The organism is Coprococcus comes ATCC 27758 (genome assembly GCF_025149785.1).
GTDB classification, from domain to species: domain Bacteria; phylum Bacillota; class Clostridia; order Lachnospirales; family Lachnospiraceae; genus Allocoprococcus; species Allocoprococcus comes.
Window position 1 is genome coordinate 195,900 of record NZ_CP102277.1, and the last position, 18,909, is coordinate 214,808.

The window sequence follows — 18,909 nt, forward strand, 5'->3', positions numbered from 1 at the left end:
CGAACGTCTGATAAAGCTATTGAAACTTTCGGCTGTTACTGCAGAAATTTTATGATCCGGATAAAAAAGAGGGCTACTGATAAATTGCGTAATTGTGCCTCTTTATATAAAAGAGAAATTAAATGACATCACGTGAACTCGTTCGGGATATGTTTATAAACTATTTCCGGATATTTGAAAAAGATCAGGAAGGGTTGAAAAGCAGGTGATACCATGGGAAAGTAATGATTCTTACGTTTTCTGATTCCGAGGAAGAAATTCTGAATAAGATTAAATCGGTTCTAGTCTGTGAAAACACAGTAGAGTTTATGGATAATGTAAACATTCAAAAGTTGAGATTCCCAAGTCTGGAAATAGACCAGCTTCAGCGTTGTGTAATCAGAGAAGATAAGACAGTGGGGCTTACCCGACATGAATATGATCTGCTTCTATATCTTGCGTTATCTCCTAATCGGGTATTCACGAAAGAACAGATCTATCAGCATATCTATGAGGAAGCGGAGTCAGAAGTGAATAACCGAATTTACGGTCTGATTAAGAACTTGAGAAAGAAAATAGAAGAAAATCCGGAAACACCGCACTACATAGAAACGATACGTGGTGTTGGTTATCGCTTTCGGGCATAAAAGGAGCCGTCCGGCAATGGGCGGCTCGAAGTGTTTCTCTTGTTGTTTATTTATTGTTTTTTTCGTTGTATACTGATAAAACGAGGTGATAAAAGTGGCATATAGAATTTTGATCGTGGATGATGACATCGAATTATTAAAGATGTTAAAGAACTATTTTGAAATCAAACGATATGATGTAATGATGGCAGAAGATGGCACAGATGCTTTGGAAAAAATCCATAAGAAACCGGATATTATCTTGCTGGACATCAATATGCCTAAAATAGACGGATTAGAAGTATGCAGACGTATCCGGGGCAAAGTAACTTGTCCCATTATCTTCCTGACGGCAAAAGTGGAGGAGCAGGACAGGGTAAACGGGCTTTTATCCGGTGGGGATGACTATATACTGAAGCCGTTTAGTCTGAAAGAACTGGATGCTCGTATTATTGCACATTTGAAGCGTGAGGAGCGTCATAAAGGGAAGTCTGAATACAGATTCCACGGAGACCTCAGTATTGATTATGGAGCAAAGAGGGTTCAGATCGGTGAAAATGATTTGGAGCTTACGAAGCTGGAATATGCAATCATTGAGTTTTTGTCCATGAATCCAGGACAGGTTTTTGACAGGGAGCGGATATACGAAAAGGTGTGTGGTTATGATGCGGAAGGTGACAGCCGTGTTGTTACGGAACTGATCCGGAGAGTGAGAAAGAAACTGGCGGAATATACGCAGACAGAATACATTGAGACAGTATGGGGGATGGGGTATCGATGGAAAAGATAAGAAATTTATCCTTGAAAAAGACAATGGTTTTATATACGATACTCAGCTTGATTGTCACTTTTTTTCTTTCTGTGTCAATTATTGAGATTGCCGGGCAGATACAGGAGGAGGTCTGGTGGAAGTACGTGGATCAGGACGAGTATTATCAGGCAATGAATGACCGCAATGAAAATTTTGAGGTAGTGGTACCGAGACCGAATCAGAGTAAAATGAGCAGAATGGACTGGCATATTTCAGAAACCTGTGATTTCCTTCAGACGTACGGAGTATTGCTTTTTTCTTTTGCCGGATGTGGAATTGCGGTCAGCCTGTTTTACAAAAATAAATTAAAGAGACCGATTCAGGAACTGAAGATGGCATCACAGATGATTGCGGAGGAAGATCTGGATTTTCATATGGCTTATGAGAACGAGGACGAGATGGGGATGCTGTGCAGGGAATTTGAAAGGATGCGTGGGCAGTTGGAAGAAAATAACCGTAGACTTTGGCAGATGATCGAAGATGAGCGGGTACTGCGTGCAGCGATTGCCCATGATATCCGCTCGCCGCTTGCAATCATGCGGGGATATCAGGAAATGCTTTTGGAATTTGTTCCGGAAGATATGCTTGATCAAGAGAAAATGATGGAGATGTTAAGGGGCGGTATGCTTCAGATTGAACGGATGAACCATTTTATTGATGGTATGCGGAAGATGACGAAACTGGAAGAACGGGAATTAAACTGTTCCGTGGTGGATATCCGGCAGTTGATCAGCCAGATAAAAACGCTGGCAGAAGTCATGGAAGAAAAATCAGAAAAGGACTTCACGGTAACGGCAGTGGGAGAGTCGGAAACTCTGGTCGCAGATGCGGAAATCATCATGGAAGTAGCGGATAATCTGTTGTCCAATGCATTCCGCTATGCCAGTCAGAAAGTCGGGCTGAAGCTGACAGTGACGGCGCAGGATCTGAAAATGAGTATCGGTGATGACGGAACGGGATTTCAGGAAAATACCGATACGGTGACACAGGCGTTTTATCATGAAAATTCGCAGGATGATTTAAAGCATTTTGGAATGGGTATGTATATCAGCCGTATCTACTGCGAACGGCATGGCGGGAAACTGCTGATAAAAAATGCAGCAGATGGTGGTGCGGAAATTGAGGCAGTGTTTAAAAATTATGTATCAGAAAAACAACAGCAGAAATAAATGGCTGTTGTTTTTTTGTTGTGATTTGTAGGCTATGCTGTTTGTAGAAAAAAGAAAGGCGGGATGACTTATGAAAGCGATCATAAAAAGGAATCTGAAAAATTATCTTAAAAATCCGATATTTTGGACCGGTTTGATTGTTGTTTTAATCAGTATGTACCAGACACTTGCACCTTATCTGTCCATTCATTACGTGAAGCCGGATGAAACCTTCAGGAAGGTAAAAATGGCTTCCGATGGGGATGTTATGGAGGGATGTATTCCGGCAACACCGGATAAGGAGAGAGAACTGTGGGAGAAAGAGATTGTAAAGATACTTCAAGACACAGAGAATGGGTTTGGCATGTCGGAAGCAGAGGCGGAGGCAGTGATATCTGAGATGAAACAGATGGAGATTACGGAGGCGTGTCAGTATCTGAAAACGGAATACCACTTTAATGGTGCCAATTATGTGTATGAGGACGTTTCATGGTATCAGGGAAGCCCGGAGGAAGTCAATCGGTATATCAGAGAAAATCTTGAGAAACATCCATTCTCCTATTATTTCGGAAGAAAATTTACAGATTTTGCAAGCCTGCATATGGCATTCTTTGCAACGGTTCTGCTGGCGTTTTTATTTTTCCAGGATATGAGGAAAAATACTTATGAATTGCTGCACACCAAACCGATGACGGCTTTTCAATATATTGCCGGGAAAATAAGCAGTGGATTTCTCATCATGACGACGGCACTGGTCATTATGAATATCGTATTTATCATTTTGTGTTATGCCACGGCAGTAAAATCAGGATTTGCTATGAACATACTGGATTTTGTTCAGAATTCGATCCTGTATGTCCTGCCGAACATCCTGATGATCTGCTGTGTGTATGCGGTTACAGCGCTGCTGTTTAAGAATCCGCTTCCAGCGGTTCCGGCGCTGGTTCTTTATATCATTTATTCTAATATGCTGACATGGGACAGCAAAGGACAGTGTCATGCAAGACCATTCTCTATTATGGTTAGATTTCCGGGGAATTTTTTTGAAACGGGATTGCCATATCGGGTATATCTCAATCAACTGCTTCTTGTGGCAGCATCCATACTGCTCATGTTTATAGCGGTGTGGATGTGGAAAAGGAGGAGAGTACATTGAAGAAAGAAGTAAAAATATGTATGCCATATTATAAAATTGCATATTCAATCGCTTTTGTTGTGATATTGAGTGCAATCCAGCCTGTTGTATACGCAAACGAAATCGGAGGGGCAGTGGAAAGAGCTGTTTCGCTTCTGGCAGTCGTTTTCTGTGCAGATACTTATCTGGTGGAAGTGCAGAGCAAACGCTCGGAAGTATTCTGCCTTTATAATCTAAAAAAGCAGGCAGGGGTAGTTTATAAAAGACTATTTGTGCAGGTAGCTTATCTGATTGGAATCAGTTTGTTGGCATATGGACTCTTTTATTGGCAGAAACCGGTGAATCTGACAGAAGAATTAGATGGCGGTGCCTTGTTTGGAATTTATTGTATTGCGATTCCCGGAACTGTTTTGTTTTGGAGTGTGCTTTCCGTAACTGTCAGCAATCTGGTTCGAAACAGATGGATTGGTATGGGTGTCGTGCTGCTTTTCTGTTTTTTCTCTATTTCCGGAAAGGCAACTCAGTTTTTGAAAAACTGGGGACCATTTTCCTACGGAACTTGTGATTTCGGTAAGCTGACAGAGTGGAGATGGCTTGGCGGGAAGGTGCTGTGCGTGGTATTTGCGGGGATGATGCTTGCATTTGTTCCTAAGATATTAAAGAAGAGAGGGTAAGATTATGAGTATAAGAATAGACGATTTAACAGTAACATTTAAAAATGGAGTGACAGCGGTAGATCATGTGGATCTGGAAATCCCACATGGGATATTTGGTCTGTTAGGTGAAAATGGTGCAGGAAAAACAACGTTGATGCGGGTGCTTACAACGGTGCTTGCACCCACAAGTGGAAAAGTTCTGTTAGATGGTACGCTATATTGCGAAGCAAATTACGAAAAGATACAGAAAAAGATTGGGTATCTGCCACAGGAAATTGATCTGTATCCGTCTTTGACTGTTCGAGAATGTCTGGAGTATATGGGAGATCTGGCTGGAATTGAGAAAAGAGAAAGCAAGAAAAGGATTGATTACTATCTGGAGAAGACCAGTCTTGCAGACCATCAGAAAAAGAAAATGCGGCAGCTTTCAGGTGGAATGAAGCGAAGAGTTGGATTAGTGCAGGCATTACTCCATGAGCCGGATTTTTTAATTGTGGATGAACCAACAACAGGGCTCGATCCGGAGGAACGCATCCGTATCCGTAATTTACTGGTAGATTTTGCAGAAGAACGCACCGTATTATTTTCAACGCATGTGGTGGAGGATCTGATGGCAACCTGTAATCAGCTTGCGGTTATGAAAAAAGGTAGATTCCTTTATACAGGAACAATGAGGGAATTATTGAATAAGGCAAGAGGGCATGTATGGGAATGCTGTACAGAGGACGAAAGCCTTGCAAGAGAATTAGAAAGAAAATATCATATTTCCAGTAAGCAGTATACGGAGGAAGGAATTAGATTAAGACTGTTAGGGGAGAATATGCCGTCAGAAAGTGGATGTATAGCTTGTGACGTAACTTTGGAAGATGCATATATCTATGTAACCAATCGATAAACATTGTTAATGAGGAGTGAAAGCTAAATGCTAAGAAAAGCAGGTGATGTTATGGGAAAGTGATGATTCTTACCATTTCTGATTCCGAAGAGGGAATCCTGAATAAAATTAAATCAGTTCTAGCCTGCGAAAGTACGTTAGAAGTTATGGAGATTACAAATTCTGAAAAGTTGACATTCCAAGGTTTGGAAATAGACCAGCTTCAGCGGAGCGTAATCAAAGATGGTAAGGTTGTGGAACTTACCAGACATGAATATGACCTGCTTTTTTATCTGGCCTTATCCCCCAATCGGGTATTTACAAAAGAACAGATTTACCAGCATATTTATGAGGATGTGGAGTCAGAAGTGGATAACCGTGTCTATGGGTTAGTCAAGAATCTGAGAAAGAAAATAGAAGAAAATCCGGAAGAACCGCACTACATAGAAACGATACGTGGTGTAGGCTACCGTTTTCGGGCATAAAAAGAGCCGTCCGATTGGGCGGCTCGAAGTATTTAAACAGCAGTTTTCTTCACTGCCTGTTTATAGTTACCGGTAGCATCGTAATCTCCAGAGAGGAGCAGATTCTGGCGAAATTGCTCCAGTTTGATCTTGAAGCGTTTCCCATCCTCAACAGTCGTAAGCATGGTAAGAGCTTCTAGCATTCCCTGAATATATCCGGTTAGCAGGTAATATCTGCAGGGTTCTTCCGATGGTGAGATATTGGACAGGGTTTCTTCCAGATGTTCCTGACGTTCCCTGAGCCATGCATCCCAGACATCCAGTTCCAAATCAGTCATGGTGTTCCTCCTTTAAATCTGATGATAATCGTCTTTGGTGTGGAGGGGAGAAGTTTCATGCACAAGCATTTTTCTGCTCCAGATCCAAATATGGATTTGTAAATTCAAAAATAATAAGTTCATCCGCATCGAACATGAGCTCCAACTCTTTTAGTGTAGCTGCTGGATATCCGCAATCTCTGAATCGTTCTAATACGTCTGTTTCCGTTTCAAATGGTTCACCGTCTTCCAGCTTTTCTCCGATTATTAAGCCACATGGAGTCAATAGGCTTTCTTCATATAAGCGGACACAATATCGGTCAGGGAAAAATAGGTGTGCTTCATCCGTGTTATAATAAATTCGTTCTCCAGGTTCTATGCTTTGCATCACAAAGGGAACATGATATGCAGCGGCTATCGCCTGATATGCTTCATAAAGTGGAGTCCATGCTGTCTCTAAAGAAAGTAGAATATACGTATCATTCCATTCCATGTAGCTGACATTTCCACGAAGAGATATTCCGGTGGAATCTATTTTCTTGTGGGAAAATAAATTGCCAATCCAGCATAAATCAGGATTCTGGTTCAGAATGATGTAGGTTTCCAGGTCCTCCCACAAGTCATATAGTCCTTCCGGATTTCCTTCTGTATAAAAGATCACATCATCACAGCAGATATTTGCCATTACACATCCACCTCCGTTCCAAAAGTTTCACCCATATTCTGGTTGGAAACCGTAAGGTTTACAGGGGATAAGGTGCCAGAGGCAAGCCATTGTTCGATTGCATCAATTACCTGCTCCAGCGTGTCGTTATAAGCCACATTGCAGTCTTCCAGTCGGAGAAACTGCAGGTATGCTTCATGAAGAAGGCTTGGATCATCACGCAGCGTTTCATATGGAAGGTTGCAGAGTCCGATTCTTTCCTCCAGACGTTCCATGGAGCGGCGGATGAAGTCGCAGGAAATAAATTGTTCCCGGTAGATGTTATAAGCAGCTTCAAGCTGGTCATAGGTCAAAATAAATGAGACTTTCTCGCAAGGATTAGATGGTTGTTCTTTCATGGTAAATTCCTCCATTCATACTATGATTGGCTGGTGGTACGGATTCTCTTTGTTCGGGAGTAAGATGTACCAGTAGTTTCCAGCGCAGGTCGATTTCTCGGTGAATCCAGGTATCATTTTCATAAACTTCATGTGTCAAAAAATTGTAAATTGTCGGTTCTTTTTCTATATCATCCAGATCTGCGACCAGACAAGTTGCCTGATTCACATAGGGCCAGAGTGCCTGTTCGACCATATGGCGTAGTTCCAGTATCAGAGGATATATCTGTCCTACATCATAGGTTTTGGACATGCAGGAGCTGATTCTCTTCAGCATCCCGGAAGTTTGTATCATCTGGTTGATGACGGTACATTGTTCCTCCACATCTGCATCCGGATTCAGGACCAGCCGGTGGAGCAGCACAGATTTTGCATAGGCAGAAGCGGTCAGGTTGATGTTTCTGACCAGTTCTTCATACGGCTGCTTATACTGTGTCTTCAGCACTTCCAGAGGCACATGTTCCCGGTTCTTCTTTAAGGTGGAGAGGAGCCCCGAAAGGCAGCTCTCCAGTTCTTCCATTCTTGTCAAGCACACATCGCCTCCAGCTCCATCGGAACACGGGTGTAGCTGAGACGGTAAATACTGTTGCAGGTCTCAAATACCACACCGTTTTCGGATACTTCCAGAATACTCTGCACCGGACTGGTAGCAAAGGTCTGGTTATAACTATAGATCCACGCCCGTTCTCCCAGATGGAGGGGCAGGGACAGGATTCCGGTGAGGACATATTCTTTCTTTTGGGTGGTGTGTAAGGTTATATTTGTATTCTTCATTGATTTCACGCTCCTTTCCTTACTTAATTTTGTTTGCAATTACGGCAGCGACCAGTTTAGCGCATCCCAATTCCATCTCGGATAAATGCTGTCCGGTTCTGGAACAGAGAAGAAGTGCCAGCGGCTCTCTGTCTTCCCTTAAAATCGGGAAAAAAGCACAAACCGGTTGACGGGTGTTGGATACCGGGTAGACAGGGCAGTTCTCAGCAGAGATCAGTTCCTGGCCGTCCGCAACCAATTCGGCGAGTTCTTCTGTAACGGGAGTGCCTTCCGGAAGATAGATGCCCGCAGATACGAGTATGTGAGCCTCACTGCAAATTGCGATACCACAGTGGATGACACTGTAGAGGACGGAAAGATAGGAAGCCATTTCCTCTTTTCCGTTTAAGTGGGTAGGGCATTTGCGTAAAAGCAGCTCCATTCCCACATTTTCCAGTTCCAGTGCATCTCCGTCTGAGAGCTTCATTTGTTTCCGGATTTCTGCAGGGATGACGATACGCCCCTGAGAGTCCATGGTCCGGATGAGTGCAATATTCATAACTAAAGTCTCCTTTCTTAAAAAGAGGAGAAGCAGTAAAGTACCGCTTCTCTTCTGAAAATTTAGGCAGCGTAAGGCGGAGCCTGTGCTGTCTGTTGCATTTGACTGTTCTGCTGGTCTGCCAGCATCCGTTTTCCGTTATTGATCAGTGATGCAGCAATCACCGTTTCCCAGTTGGAAATATAGGAATCCGTCCGCTTCAGAAGCGTGAACAGATCCATGTCGGTAAGCTGGATGGCTGTCGTCTTTTCGGACTGGAAGCTGCGTGGCTGCATGTAGGAACCACCGTTCTTATTCTGTGCTTTGATGCCTTTCCCATTTACAATCTGGATTTTCCATGGGCTTTTCATAGGCTGCCCTTTGGAATCATAGGGATGTCTGGAGATATAAAACATCTGGGCTGTGGAATAACCGTTCTGATCGGGATTGCCGTAGATCTTGCTCTGGCTCCATTCAAATTCCTGAAAACCGGAAGTGATCCGGGTTAAGAGGAACTGGATCTGTTCCGGTGCCAGGTTGAAACGGGTGATGATATTCCGGTCTCCGGTACCGTTGGAATAATCCTGAATGGTGATGCAGATTAAAGAATGTACTTTATGCCCGTTTTCCTGATATTCCCCTTTGGCATGTAGCTGTGCATAGTTGCCGAGTGGTGCGTAGCGGAGCCGGTCATAAAAGGCAATGAGTGCCCGGTCATTCTGGATCTTGCAGATCTGGTCGGTAATCCGGTTTTGATAAGTTTCATTCATGAGTATTCACCTTCCTTTATTTGAGATGCTGTTTGACAAGCTGTGCCATATTCTTTGGAAGCTCTTCCAGTTTCGTGATATCCAGGAATCCGTCCTTGTAAATCCTGCGGATATTTTCCTTATCGTCACCAATGGCAGCCGCAAACAGGATGACATCCCGTTTTTCGTATTCTTTCTTGATGCCCCGCAGATCTGCCTCTGCTTCCGTTCCGCTGTAGCCGTAATCGGCTGGCTGACCGTCAGAAATCAGGATCAGCAGCTTCTGAAGCTCCGGGCGTGTGCACAAATGCTCTGCTACGAAGCGGAGAGCTGCGCCGTCCCGGTTCCCGTTGCGGTCGCACATATCCATCAGCCGGTAACAGTCCTCATTGTCCACAGAATCAAATTCTGCATAGGAGTAAAGAGCAACGCCGCCTGCATCCGTGGAATGCCCGTAAATGGTGATAGGGATACCGAGGCTTTTACAGAAATCATAAAGGACAATGGCAGTCTTTCTTGCATGTGTCATCCGGTCACCCCAACCCATCGAACCACTCTCGTCAATCAGGAGGGCAACAGCCAGACGTTTTTCCTCTCCTGGAAGTCTGGTTCTGGTAAAGATGGTTCCGTCTGTCTTATAGAGAGCATGGGAGTCCAGACGTTTTCCAAACAGGAGATTCTTCTGCTTTCCGCCTTGCTGTTCTTCTTTCAAAAGCGGCAGGATGGTGCTTTGCAGCTTTTTGGAAGCCCGCAGGAGCGGGGGAGCAACTGTCTGGTATTCATTCTTCAGGTAATCGGAAACACTGGTCAGGCGATGGATGGTAACATGGATGCCTGCATGGGCATTGCCGTAATGAATATCATTGGCTGTTTTCTGCAGTTCCTCGGTCAGTTCCGTCTGACAGTCTTCCTGCACCTTTTCTGCAGCCACATCGTTCAAGATCCGGAACAGATCCTCTGCAGCATGCTCATAGCCGCTGCCCTGATACTGACTGACATAAGTGACGCCGGGGTTGTTTTCATCCAGAATGGTATTGGTCTTTGTAAGAGCGATGCGCCCGCCTTCTTCCGAAAGCACCTGTTTGGCTTCCTCTATAGCATCCTCTTTGGTACGTGGACCGGAAGGAGCATTGCCCTCATCATTCCCGCTTCCTTTTGGGGAAGCTGGTTTGATATTCTTTGGAATGGCACCGCTTTTTCCGGTCGGAAGAGGAGCGCCGCTGCTGACTTCATCCCCTAGAAGATCTTCCAGAGCATCGGCAGCGGAATCCTCGCCATGCATTTCCAATTCCTCCCGTGTTTTTTCGATGAGCGGCTGGATATAGTTCCAGGTCAGGGCTAAGAGCGCATTGGAAACCAGCATCCGGTCAGTGCCTTTTTCCGATTCCATTGCCGTATCCAGAAGATCGGTACAATCGGAAATGGTATCCAGATAATCCCCCTGATAGCCGGTGGGATTGTTGATGTTTCCGGTCCGGCAATAGGAAAGGATCAGGTTGGCAATGATGGAAAATGGCTGGTATTCTTTGTCAATTTGTTCCTGTATGGAAGGAATCTGTTCGGACATACGCAGGTTATTGAGTTCAATCCCCTGTCGGAAGGTGCCGTGGAATTCCTCACACATACGGTCTTCAATATGGATGTCTTCCAGAATGTTTTGAAAAGTTGCGGCGCATCGTGCCAGTGTCAGGCATCCGGCTTTGTCCTTTTCTTCTAACACTTCTTTGATCTCCTCCAGTGCTGTCTGATAAGCTGGAAGGGATAGCTCCGGCTCCTTCGGATAGAAGGAACCGTTTTCCAGACTCCTCAGATGAACAGCGTGGGCTGTGAAATCAGAATAGAGTAAGTGCCCCACTTCATGCCCGGTGAGCCCTGTCAGGCTCTGGGAACGTAAGAAACGGGTGGGGAAAGACTGGGTGATCGGGTTCGCTGCGTTGAGATGTACCTTATAATTGTCGGTATATGCAACGCCTGCCTGTTCGGAAATGTCCCAGTCCAGCAGTACCTGCAGTCCATACCGGTAACGTCCGGTAACGGCTCTGGCAAGGGAGGTCTGGTACTTCTGATAGGCAGCGGAGAGGAATAACTCCTCATCCGCAATGGAATCCTCTTTTGCCCGGATTAGTTTCTTTAAATTTCTTTGGCTGTGATTCACGTGATATTCTTCCTTTCTTTTCTTAGATTTTTTGTCAGCAGTTCCTCCATCGTGCAGCCGTAATACACAGCAAGGCGAAGGACGGCATAAGCCATCGGGGAGGAGTTTGCATTTTCATAATTCATAATGGTTTTCGGGGGAAGATTTAAGATTCTGGCAACTGCCTTTTGTGATAACTTCGGTGTTTTGGCTTGCCGGAGATAAGACAGATTATCTGCCAGATGCTTTCGGATCTGGGCTTCTGTGAGTGCTGCTTTTCTCATAGGCGTGTCCTACGCAGCAAGCACAGTATCCAGACAGCTTTCTTCCACTTCCGTACGGTTCTCAGCATCGGCAGAGGCAGAGGCAAGCACCGTGTAACGGGCCGCTTCCCGGATATCCCCGCAGACCATGTAGGACTGCACCCAGGAAATCAGCTCCCTCATGCCACAGCAGCCATCTGTAATGAGATTTTCCCGGCAGTAGACAGCCATGGATTTGACAATGCGTGTCATCAGACGTACCGTTTTTGCATCCTTGCATCCGGTAACAGCCATGGCACGTTCTACCTGTGTATCCTCATCCGGTTCATCCAGATCAATCACAAGGTTCATTCGGGAAATGACAGACTGGTTCATCTGTTTACAGCCTGCATAGTCATTGTTTGTGGTGATTACGATGGTCGTATCCGGATGACGGTGGATGGTTTCTCCGTTTGGAAGATATACGCTGTTACAGCGGTCTAAAAGGGAGTTAAGTCCAACCAGTACACCGGGATTAGCAATGACCGTAGGCTCCTGTATCTCAAGAATATACCCATAGCGGATGGCTTCGACTAGAGGCGTATCCACATACTGGAAGTTCTGTCCGGAGGTGTGTTCCTTATAATAGCTGTGCATTTCATCAAAAATCGTATCGATCAGCTTCTGGTAGGTGTCCTCGGCAGAAATTTCTTCATCATAGTTTCCGGTCAGCTTCTGATAGGCACCGGAGGGATCTAACTGGATTTCCTGAAAAGACGGGTACTGCCGCTGAAGCCGGGTGCGTTTTCCGTCCACATCCGGAAGAATCTGACCTAAAAGGTCGAATACCTCTGTATTTGCGGAACAGGTAATGCAGCGGTAAGGAAGGTGAAGTGCGGAAGCAATGGCTTTGGCTCCTTCGGTCTTTCCGGTACCTGCCGGTCCCCGTAAAAGAAAATTCCGCATCGGCTGTGTGGTATCCGTTGTCAGTTTTGCGTGTTCGCAGATCCGTTTGATTTCCGGAGGGATGATGTACCACTCTGCCAATGTCGGAACAGATACCTCCTCTTCCGGAGACAGCCTTCGGGATGCGGTCAGGATAAATTTCCCAACAAAATCATCTCTGGAAATGGCTGCCTGTGCTTTCTTAAATCCACTTCCTGGACGTAACACCTGAAAGTCTCCATGGAGCACTTCGGTTGGTGCATAGACCCCCTTCTGGATATTTAACGGTTTGATCAGCGACAATACGCCGTTTGCCGGAAGGTCAATCTTAACACCACCAGTCGGGAGACCTGATGCATAGCGGGTTCTCCGGTAAATGTTGTCGCAGAGAACGGCTGCTGTTTCCGCAGCGGCGTCCAGATCGGGATAACCGTTGTCCCGGTGCGCTTTTAATTCCTGATACTTTTCATTACACTCTTCATCTGCCAGAAAAACCGGCATCAGTGCGAACAGCAGAGCCGCACCGGACTGTTTGGAGTCTTTAAATTCGTATTTTTCCGGTGTGCTTTCCACATCCGGCGGAGGAGTATAGCAGCCTCCGTAAAACTTTCCGTTTAGCTGGTTGTAGACAACCACCTGAAGATCACCGGTTTTGCTCGGATATTCCGCCACAACAAAATTGTTGGATTGGGTACCGACCGCCCCAAGCTTTTCCGGCGGGGTACTGCCAACCGGGTTTTCCAGCTCCAGATAAGCAAGGACTGCCCGCAGGGTAGCTGCATGAAGCGTGGATTTTTTCCGTGGCTGAGTACAGTATTTGGATGCAATGTCATCAAAGATTGCATGGTCCGTATAATCCTCAAATGGTTCCGGGAGTTTGCGTTTGAACCCCCAGGTTGCTACGATGTTATTTGCCATGATTCGTTCCTCCTTCTTATGAGATCCAGGACAGTTCCAGTGCCTGCCCGGTCTCTTCTGTGGTCAATTCATCTTCAGTAAAAATCTCCGTCAATTCGCCCCAGTAATCTTTGGGCGGGAAATGTTCCAGCTTTCCCCGGACTTCCGGTTCAGTGCCGTTCAGAATATAGACATCTCCCTGCTCGTTGATAAACAGCTTTTCATAGCCCCTTGCCTGTAAGTCACCGACCAATTCCATCAGTAGCGGTTTCCCAATCAGGGAATACCATGATTTGGGATTAACGGCTGGTCTGGAATCCGGATTTCCTTCTGACGGTTCCTTTTTATGTAAGGATTCAATGGTCATCATCTGAAGCGTCAGACTGCCACGGGCATCCATGAGAATTTCCGCAAAATTATAACTTCCGGTATTCCGTGTGCGAATCCGTAATGGTTCCCCATCCAGTATCTGGGAGAGCGGTGGTTCTTTCACAAAATCCCATGTGGCATCCGGGAAGGCTTCCTTGAGCTTTCCGGTAATCTGGAATTTGATCTGTCTCCAGAGAATGGTTTCCAGATCAGGTGTTCCTTCCAGATGACGAGTTCTTTCTGGGCGTTTTCGTAGCTTATGCTCCCTGTTTTTCAGGCGTTCCGTGAAAAGCGGGAGAAGATAACTGAACAGCGTGACTCCGATACCGATCAGGGCAATGCCTGCAATCAGAAGCCGGTTGGCATCCTGTGGTACGAAAAGTGCTGCAAGAAACAGTACAAGCACGACAAACTGTAAGAATTTTTTTCGATTTGATTTTTTCATGAGCTGATTCCTTTCTGATTCATGATTCTTAGACAAGCCCGGAAGCTGGATGGGAAATCGCCGCTTCCGGACATGAAAAAGAGGAACTGCATCATCACAAAGATGATAAATGCAATTCCTCAACATAGGGTTCCTTGAGAGTTAATAGGGCAACTGGGATGCCATCTGTTCCGGCACATTTTGAAAGCCGTCAGTTGGCTGACTGCCCGGCATACCTCCGTAATTTGGCATTCCGGTATAACTGCCCTGCGGCGGGTAGCTGCTCTGTGGCTGACCGGTTCCGTTTGGCGGAGCCTGATACTGTCCGCCATTTGCAGGAGGCGTGTAGGCACCGTTAGCAGGAGCCATTCCCTGCTGTGGATAGCCGCCAGGCATTGCCTGATTCTGGTAGCTGCCATTGGGATTTCCCTGCATTGGGTAGCTGCCATTGCCGGCTGCACCGGGCGTTGCCGCACCACCATTCGGCTGGCTGTTCTGGTTTGCACCCGGATGTCCGGTATTGCTGTCAGAACGGTTGGATGGTACAAAGTGCCAGTCCTTGACATTGATCCTCGGACCGGCATTTGCCTGCCCCGCATTCTTTCCTTTCTGATAAATGAACGGATGAAGCTCCAGATCACCATAGATCATCAGCCCGGTTCCTTTCTTTACGCCTGCTTTTGCTAAGCGTTCTGCAAGGAACTTGTTAAAATAGCACTGATAGTAAATGGTTTCTTCCTTTCCATCCTGGCCTCGCTGTGAAACTGCAATGTCCAGAGAAACATATTCCGTACCGGAATTTTTTCCTTGCTGCATCTCAGGATCTCTTGTGGCCCTCCCTAAAATTGTTAAAATTGCTGACATAAAAATTCTCCTTTCTGCCTCTTTGGGCGTTAAAATAGATTAAAATAAAAAAAGTGCCATTATAGCACCGTATAAAACGGCAGTATAATGACACGATTTTCCAAACTTAAACTGCATATGCTTCTGGATGAATGGTCCAGACTCCCATGACGGGACAGCACAAAAACTTAAATACAAGATTATATTAACACAAGATATAGCATATGTCAAAAGAATTAGAACTATATATAGCATATGTAGACGAGGTGGAAGGATAATATCAAAAGAATTTTGGACATAGTTATAAAAGTGCAATATAATATTGTTTAAATCGGAAAATGGAAGGATGAGAAAAATGGAGCAGAAAAACAGAATTCTGATTGTAGAAGACGATACGGATATCAATAATCTTTTATATACGGCATTACAGAAAGCAGGGTATGAGACGGTACAGGCTTTTTCCGGGACGGAAGCGAGGATGCTGTTCCAGATGGATAAGGCGGGCTTTTCTTTGATTCTATTGGATCTGATGCTTCCGGGAATTTCAGGAGAAGAGGTGCTTGCCCAGATTCGGAAACAGGGCAATACGCCGGTTATTGTCCTGACAGCCAAAGACGGATTGGATGAAAAAATCGGGCTTCTTACCAGTGGGGCAGATGATTACATTACAAAACCGTTTGAGATACAGGAGGTGCTTGCCCGGATTCAGGTTCAGCTCCGCCATATGCAGCAGGAGCCGGAACATAAAAGCGTGTCATATAAAAACCTGGAACTGGACCGTGAGCGCTTTGAAGTCCGGATTGCCGGAGTGCTGCTTCCCAAAATTACAAAGCAGGAATTTGCAATTCTGGAGCTTTTACTGGAGCATCCGAAACAGGTCTTCAGCAAAGAAGAGATTTTTGAATATGCGTGGGATGAACACTATATGGGAGAGACAAAGACACTGGATGTACATATCAGCAATATCCGGAAAAAGATAAAAGCAGTAACGCAGGAGGAATATATTGATACCGTATGGGGAATCGGCTACCGTCTGCATTCTTAATCTTTACTCTTTTTTTACTATTTATTTGCGTTTGATTAGGATTTATCCGATATGATAACAGCAGATAAGAAAAGGAGATGAAAGCATTGAGTGAATTGTTATTAAGTACAAATGGATTGACGAAGCAGTATGGTCATCATAAGGCAGTGGATAAAGTAAACCTTCACATAAAAAAGGGTGCTATCTATGGATTTATCGGACGGAACGGTGCGGGAAAGACGACTTGCCTGAAGATGATCAGTGGACTTGCAAGACCGACAGCCGGAGAGATTGAGATGTTCGGGTGTAAAGGAAAAGAACTGGAGAGGATTCGTTCTCGTGTGGGGTGTCTGATTGAAGCACCGGGGCTGTATGGCAACATGAATGCATATACAAACCTGAAAATAAAATGTGAATTGTTTGGTATTCGGAAAAAGGGATACATCGAAGATATCTTAGAGACGGTCGGACTGGAAGGTGTCGGAAAGAAAAAAACGAAACATTTTTCCCTTGGAATGAAGCAGCGTCTCGGAATCGGGCTGGCACTGGTCGGGGAGCCGGATCTCCTGGTCCTTGATGAACCGATCAATGGGCTTGATCCCCAGGGAATTGCAGAGGTGCGTGATACCATACAGAGACTGCGAGATGAACGGAATATGACGATTTTGATATCCAGTCATATTTTAGAGGAATTATCTAAGATTGCAACGGATTATGGAATTATCCATAATGGAAGTCTTCTGCAGGAGCTGACAAGCGAAGAACTGATGAAACGCTGCAGTGAACGGATTGAAATAGAGTTAATCCATCCGGAGCAGGCAGTCCCGATTCTGGACAGAATGGGATTTACCAACTATCAGGTTACAGATAAGAGCCATATCCATATATTTGAACGATTGAATGAAAGCGCCAATGTCAATATGGAACTGGCAAAAGCAGGAATTTTGGTCAATGGAATTTCCATTACCAGTGAAGAACTGGAAACCTATTTCTTGAATCTGACAGGAGGGAATCAAAATGCTTAATATGATAAAAATGGATCTGTACCGGATGGTCCGGACAAAAAGTATGTATGTGGTATGGATTGTGATGGCGGCAGCTATATTCTTCTCCACATCCATGTCGAAACTGGATATTGATACGATGAACAAGGAAGCGGAACAACAGCAGACAGAAAGCATTGCAGAAACAGTGAAACCAGAAACCATCAATATGGGAATGTCCGTATTCCTGCCGACACAGCCGGGAGAAAAAGTAACGGTCTTTGATCAGGTATATGCAAACCTGCAGGCGAAGTTTGTGGCGTTGTTTCTGGTGATTTTTACAGTGCTGTTTTCCAGTGCAGATATAGGAAGCGGTTATATTAAAAATATCGGCGGGCAGGTAAGGAGCCGGAGAAACCTGATCTTTTCCAAAGCTTCCGTGTTGTTTGTGTATACGACTGTTACCATGCTGCTTTATTTCATCATTCAGATTATTGCACAGCAGATGTACTTCGGATATCTGGAGTGGGGGAATGGAAGCGAGTTGCTGAGATACTTTGGTATTCAGATTTTGCTTCATTATGCACTGGTACTAATCAGTATGGCGATTGCGGTGGTTTTGAACAGCAACGTGTTCAGCATGACGATTGTTATCTGCCTGTGCATGAATACCATGATTGTCTTATACGGAGTGATCAATCATTTGATCCAGAAGGCAGGTGTGGAGAATTTCCAGATTTTGAAATATACAGTGACAGGAAAGATTGCACTTTTATCCATGTCACCGACCAATAAGGAATGCCTGACGGCAGTTGTGATTGCGGCGGCGTTCGGAATCGTGGTTACATTACTGACAGCATGGGTATTCAGAAAGAGAGATATCTAAATGATAAAACTAGGGTTCGTGCTATTGATAGCAGTGATACTGGTACAAGGAATGTTATTTTGGAAATACCAGCGGCAGGTGAAAGACATCTGCCGCCAGTTGTCGTTTCTGATGAAGCACGACAGCAACATGCTGATTACCAGAGAAATGGATTTTGGAGGCATTGGTGAGTTGGCAGATGTTTTAAACGAATGGCTGGAACTGAAGCGAAGGGAAAAGAAGGAATACTTGAAGAAAGAGGAGATGATTTCGGATACATATACAAATCTCTCACATGATATCCGTACTCCTTTGACATCCCTTGACGGATATTTTCAGTTAATGGAAACCTGTGAAGACCAGGAAGAGCAGAGACGGTATATGAAGATCATACAGGAGAGAATCGGCAGCCTGAAAGAAATGCTGGAAGAATTATTTACTTTTACAAAACTTAAAAACGATTCTTTTCATCTGGAAATGTCATCCTGCTGTATCAACAAGATTTTGAAAGATACCATATTTTCCTACTACGATGAATGGACGGGCAGAGGAATTGAACCGGAGATACAGATTACAGATAAACTGCTGTTTATGAACGGAAATGAACAGGGAATCCAGAGAATTTTTCAGAATATCATAAAAAACGGACTGGATCACGGGGAGAAGAAAATCAGTATTTCACTGGAAGAAGTTGAAAACAACATCCGGATACAGATAAAAAATCAAGTATGTCATGTGGAAAAAATAAATGTAGATCAGGTGTTTGAACGGTTTTATAAAGCGGATGAAGCACGCAGTAAGACTTCCAGCGGTCTCGGCTTATCAATTGCGAAAGAGCTGGTACTTCGTATGGATGGGAAAATCAGCGCCCGGATAGAAGGGAATGAGTTCTGTGTGGAGATTGTGTTTCCAAAATAAAAGGAAAAATTTATATTAAAGCAAGTGAAAATGGGGAATGACTTTATATAGGTTTCATGGTAGAATTACAGTAGAAAGAGAAGAGTCACTCAGTCATTTGTTGTATGAAAGGAT

Annotated in this window: 23 protein-coding genes; 11 read left to right on the forward strand and 12 right to left on the reverse strand. The window is 44.8% G+C overall.

Annotated elements, in window-relative coordinates; genetic code table 11:
- Positions 1-224: 224 nt before the first annotated feature.
- From NQ556_RS01010 to NQ556_RS01040, 7 genes are all read left to right on the forward strand, one after another.
- Complete coding sequence (locus NQ556_RS01010) at positions 225-626, forward strand: winged helix-turn-helix domain-containing protein (RefSeq protein WP_008373942.1); 402 nt, start codon at positions 225-227, stop codon at positions 624-626.
- A 94-nt stretch (positions 627-720) separates the two neighbouring features.
- Positions 721-1,395, forward strand: a complete 675-nt coding sequence (locus tag NQ556_RS01015) for a response regulator transcription factor (RefSeq protein ID WP_023921570.1) — start codon at positions 721-723, stop codon at positions 1,393-1,395.
- Positions 1,383-2,585 carry a HAMP domain-containing sensor histidine kinase gene (locus NQ556_RS01020; RefSeq protein ID WP_008373940.1) on the forward strand — a complete coding sequence of 401 codons (1,203 nt, stop codon included), beginning with the start codon at positions 1,383-1,385 and terminating at the stop codon, positions 2,583-2,585. Before NQ556_RS01015 ends, NQ556_RS01020 begins: the two co-directional genes overlap by 13 nt.
- 70 nt (positions 2,586-2,655) lie before the next feature.
- Positions 2,656-3,720, forward strand: coding sequence for an ABC transporter permease (locus NQ556_RS01025; RefSeq protein WP_008373936.1), 1,065 nt, complete (start codon positions 2,656-2,658; stop codon positions 3,718-3,720).
- Positions 3,717-4,373, forward strand: a complete 657-nt coding sequence (locus tag NQ556_RS01030) for a hypothetical protein (RefSeq protein WP_243026131.1) — start codon at positions 3,717-3,719, stop codon at positions 4,371-4,373. Before NQ556_RS01025 ends, NQ556_RS01030 begins: the two co-directional genes overlap by 4 nt.
- Before the next feature lie 4 nt (positions 4,374-4,377).
- Entirely contained in the window at positions 4,378-5,250 is an 873-nt protein-coding gene (locus NQ556_RS01035; RefSeq protein WP_005333452.1) for an ABC transporter ATP-binding protein, read from the forward strand.
- Between the two features lie 62 nt (positions 5,251-5,312).
- Entirely contained in the window at positions 5,313-5,714 is a 402-nt protein-coding gene (locus tag NQ556_RS01040; protein ID WP_005333454.1) for a winged helix-turn-helix domain-containing protein, read from the forward strand.
- Positions 5,715-5,746: 32 nt separating this feature from the next.
- Here NQ556_RS01040 and NQ556_RS01045 read toward each other — a convergent pair whose 3' ends face one another.
- The 12 genes from NQ556_RS01045 to NQ556_RS01100 form a co-directional block, all read right to left on the reverse strand.
- Positions 5,747-6,031, reverse strand: a complete 285-nt coding sequence (locus NQ556_RS01045; RefSeq protein WP_005333456.1) for a hypothetical protein — start codon at positions 6,029-6,031, stop codon at positions 5,747-5,749.
- Between the two features lie 55 nt (positions 6,032-6,086).
- Complete coding sequence (locus NQ556_RS01050) at positions 6,087-6,695, reverse strand: hypothetical protein (RefSeq protein ID WP_005333458.1); 609 nt, start codon at positions 6,693-6,695, stop codon at positions 6,087-6,089.
- Positions 6,695-7,072, reverse strand: coding sequence for a hypothetical protein (locus NQ556_RS01055; protein ID WP_005333460.1), 378 nt, complete (start codon positions 7,070-7,072; stop codon positions 6,695-6,697). The genes NQ556_RS01050 and NQ556_RS01055 overlap by 1 nt, the downstream gene beginning before the upstream one ends.
- Positions 7,053-7,631, reverse strand: coding sequence for a hypothetical protein (locus NQ556_RS01060; RefSeq protein WP_008373923.1), 579 nt, complete (start codon positions 7,629-7,631; stop codon positions 7,053-7,055). Before NQ556_RS01060 ends, NQ556_RS01055 begins: the two co-directional genes overlap by 20 nt.
- A gap of 5 nt (positions 7,632-7,636) precedes the next feature.
- The gene (locus tag NQ556_RS01065) at positions 7,637-7,885 is read right to left on the reverse strand and encodes a hypothetical protein (RefSeq protein ID WP_005333464.1); all 249 of its coding nucleotides are present in this window, start codon (positions 7,883-7,885) and stop codon (positions 7,637-7,639) included.
- Between the two features lie 19 nt (positions 7,886-7,904).
- A complete protein-coding gene (locus NQ556_RS01070) occupies positions 7,905-8,423 on the reverse strand; it encodes an AbrB/MazE/SpoVT family DNA-binding domain-containing protein (RefSeq protein WP_005333466.1) in 519 nt (172 codons plus the stop codon).
- Positions 8,424-8,485: 62 nt separating this feature from the next.
- Positions 8,486-9,172, reverse strand: a complete 687-nt coding sequence (locus tag NQ556_RS01075; RefSeq protein ID WP_005333468.1) for a hypothetical protein — start codon at positions 9,170-9,172, stop codon at positions 8,486-8,488.
- 16 nt (positions 9,173-9,188) lie between these two features.
- Positions 9,189-11,306: a vWA domain-containing protein gene (locus tag NQ556_RS01080; protein ID WP_005333469.1), complete on the reverse strand. Its 2,118-nt coding sequence runs from the start codon at positions 11,304-11,306 to the stop codon at positions 9,189-9,191.
- Complete coding sequence (locus NQ556_RS01085; protein WP_005333471.1) at positions 11,303-11,569, reverse strand: helix-turn-helix domain-containing protein; 267 nt, start codon at positions 11,567-11,569, stop codon at positions 11,303-11,305. Before NQ556_RS01085 ends, NQ556_RS01080 begins: the two co-directional genes overlap by 4 nt.
- A gap of 9 nt (positions 11,570-11,578) precedes the next feature.
- Positions 11,579-13,390, reverse strand: a complete 1,812-nt coding sequence (locus tag NQ556_RS01090; protein ID WP_005333473.1) for an AAA family ATPase — start codon at positions 13,388-13,390, stop codon at positions 11,579-11,581.
- A 16-nt stretch (positions 13,391-13,406) separates the two neighbouring features.
- Positions 13,407-14,183, reverse strand: a complete 777-nt coding sequence (locus tag NQ556_RS01095; RefSeq protein WP_243426628.1) for a hypothetical protein — start codon at positions 14,181-14,183, stop codon at positions 13,407-13,409.
- A gap of 141 nt (positions 14,184-14,324) precedes the next feature.
- Positions 14,325-15,026 carry a single-stranded DNA-binding protein gene (locus tag NQ556_RS01100; protein ID WP_005333477.1) on the reverse strand — a complete coding sequence of 234 codons (702 nt, stop codon included), beginning with the start codon at positions 15,024-15,026 and terminating at the stop codon, positions 14,325-14,327.
- A gap of 325 nt (positions 15,027-15,351) precedes the next feature.
- Between NQ556_RS01100 and NQ556_RS01105 the strand changes: the two genes are divergently transcribed.
- The 4 genes from NQ556_RS01105 to NQ556_RS01120 all read left to right on the forward strand — a co-directional run bounded on the left by NQ556_RS01105 (position 15,352) and on the right by NQ556_RS01120 (position 18,795).
- Positions 15,352-16,050: a response regulator transcription factor gene (locus NQ556_RS01105; protein ID WP_005333481.1), complete on the forward strand. Its 699-nt coding sequence runs from the start codon at positions 15,352-15,354 to the stop codon at positions 16,048-16,050.
- Positions 16,051-16,127: 77 nt separating this feature from the next.
- Positions 16,128-17,054, forward strand: coding sequence for an ABC transporter ATP-binding protein (locus NQ556_RS01110; RefSeq protein ID WP_008373911.1), 927 nt, complete (start codon positions 16,128-16,130; stop codon positions 17,052-17,054).
- Positions 17,047-17,898, forward strand: coding sequence for an ABC transporter permease (locus tag NQ556_RS01115; RefSeq protein WP_008373910.1), 852 nt, complete (start codon positions 17,047-17,049; stop codon positions 17,896-17,898). Before NQ556_RS01110 ends, NQ556_RS01115 begins: the two co-directional genes overlap by 8 nt.
- Complete coding sequence (locus tag NQ556_RS01120; protein WP_005333486.1) at positions 17,899-18,795, forward strand: sensor histidine kinase; 897 nt, start codon at positions 17,899-17,901, stop codon at positions 18,793-18,795. It abuts the gene before it with no gap.
- Positions 18,796-18,909 lie beyond the last annotated feature (114 nt).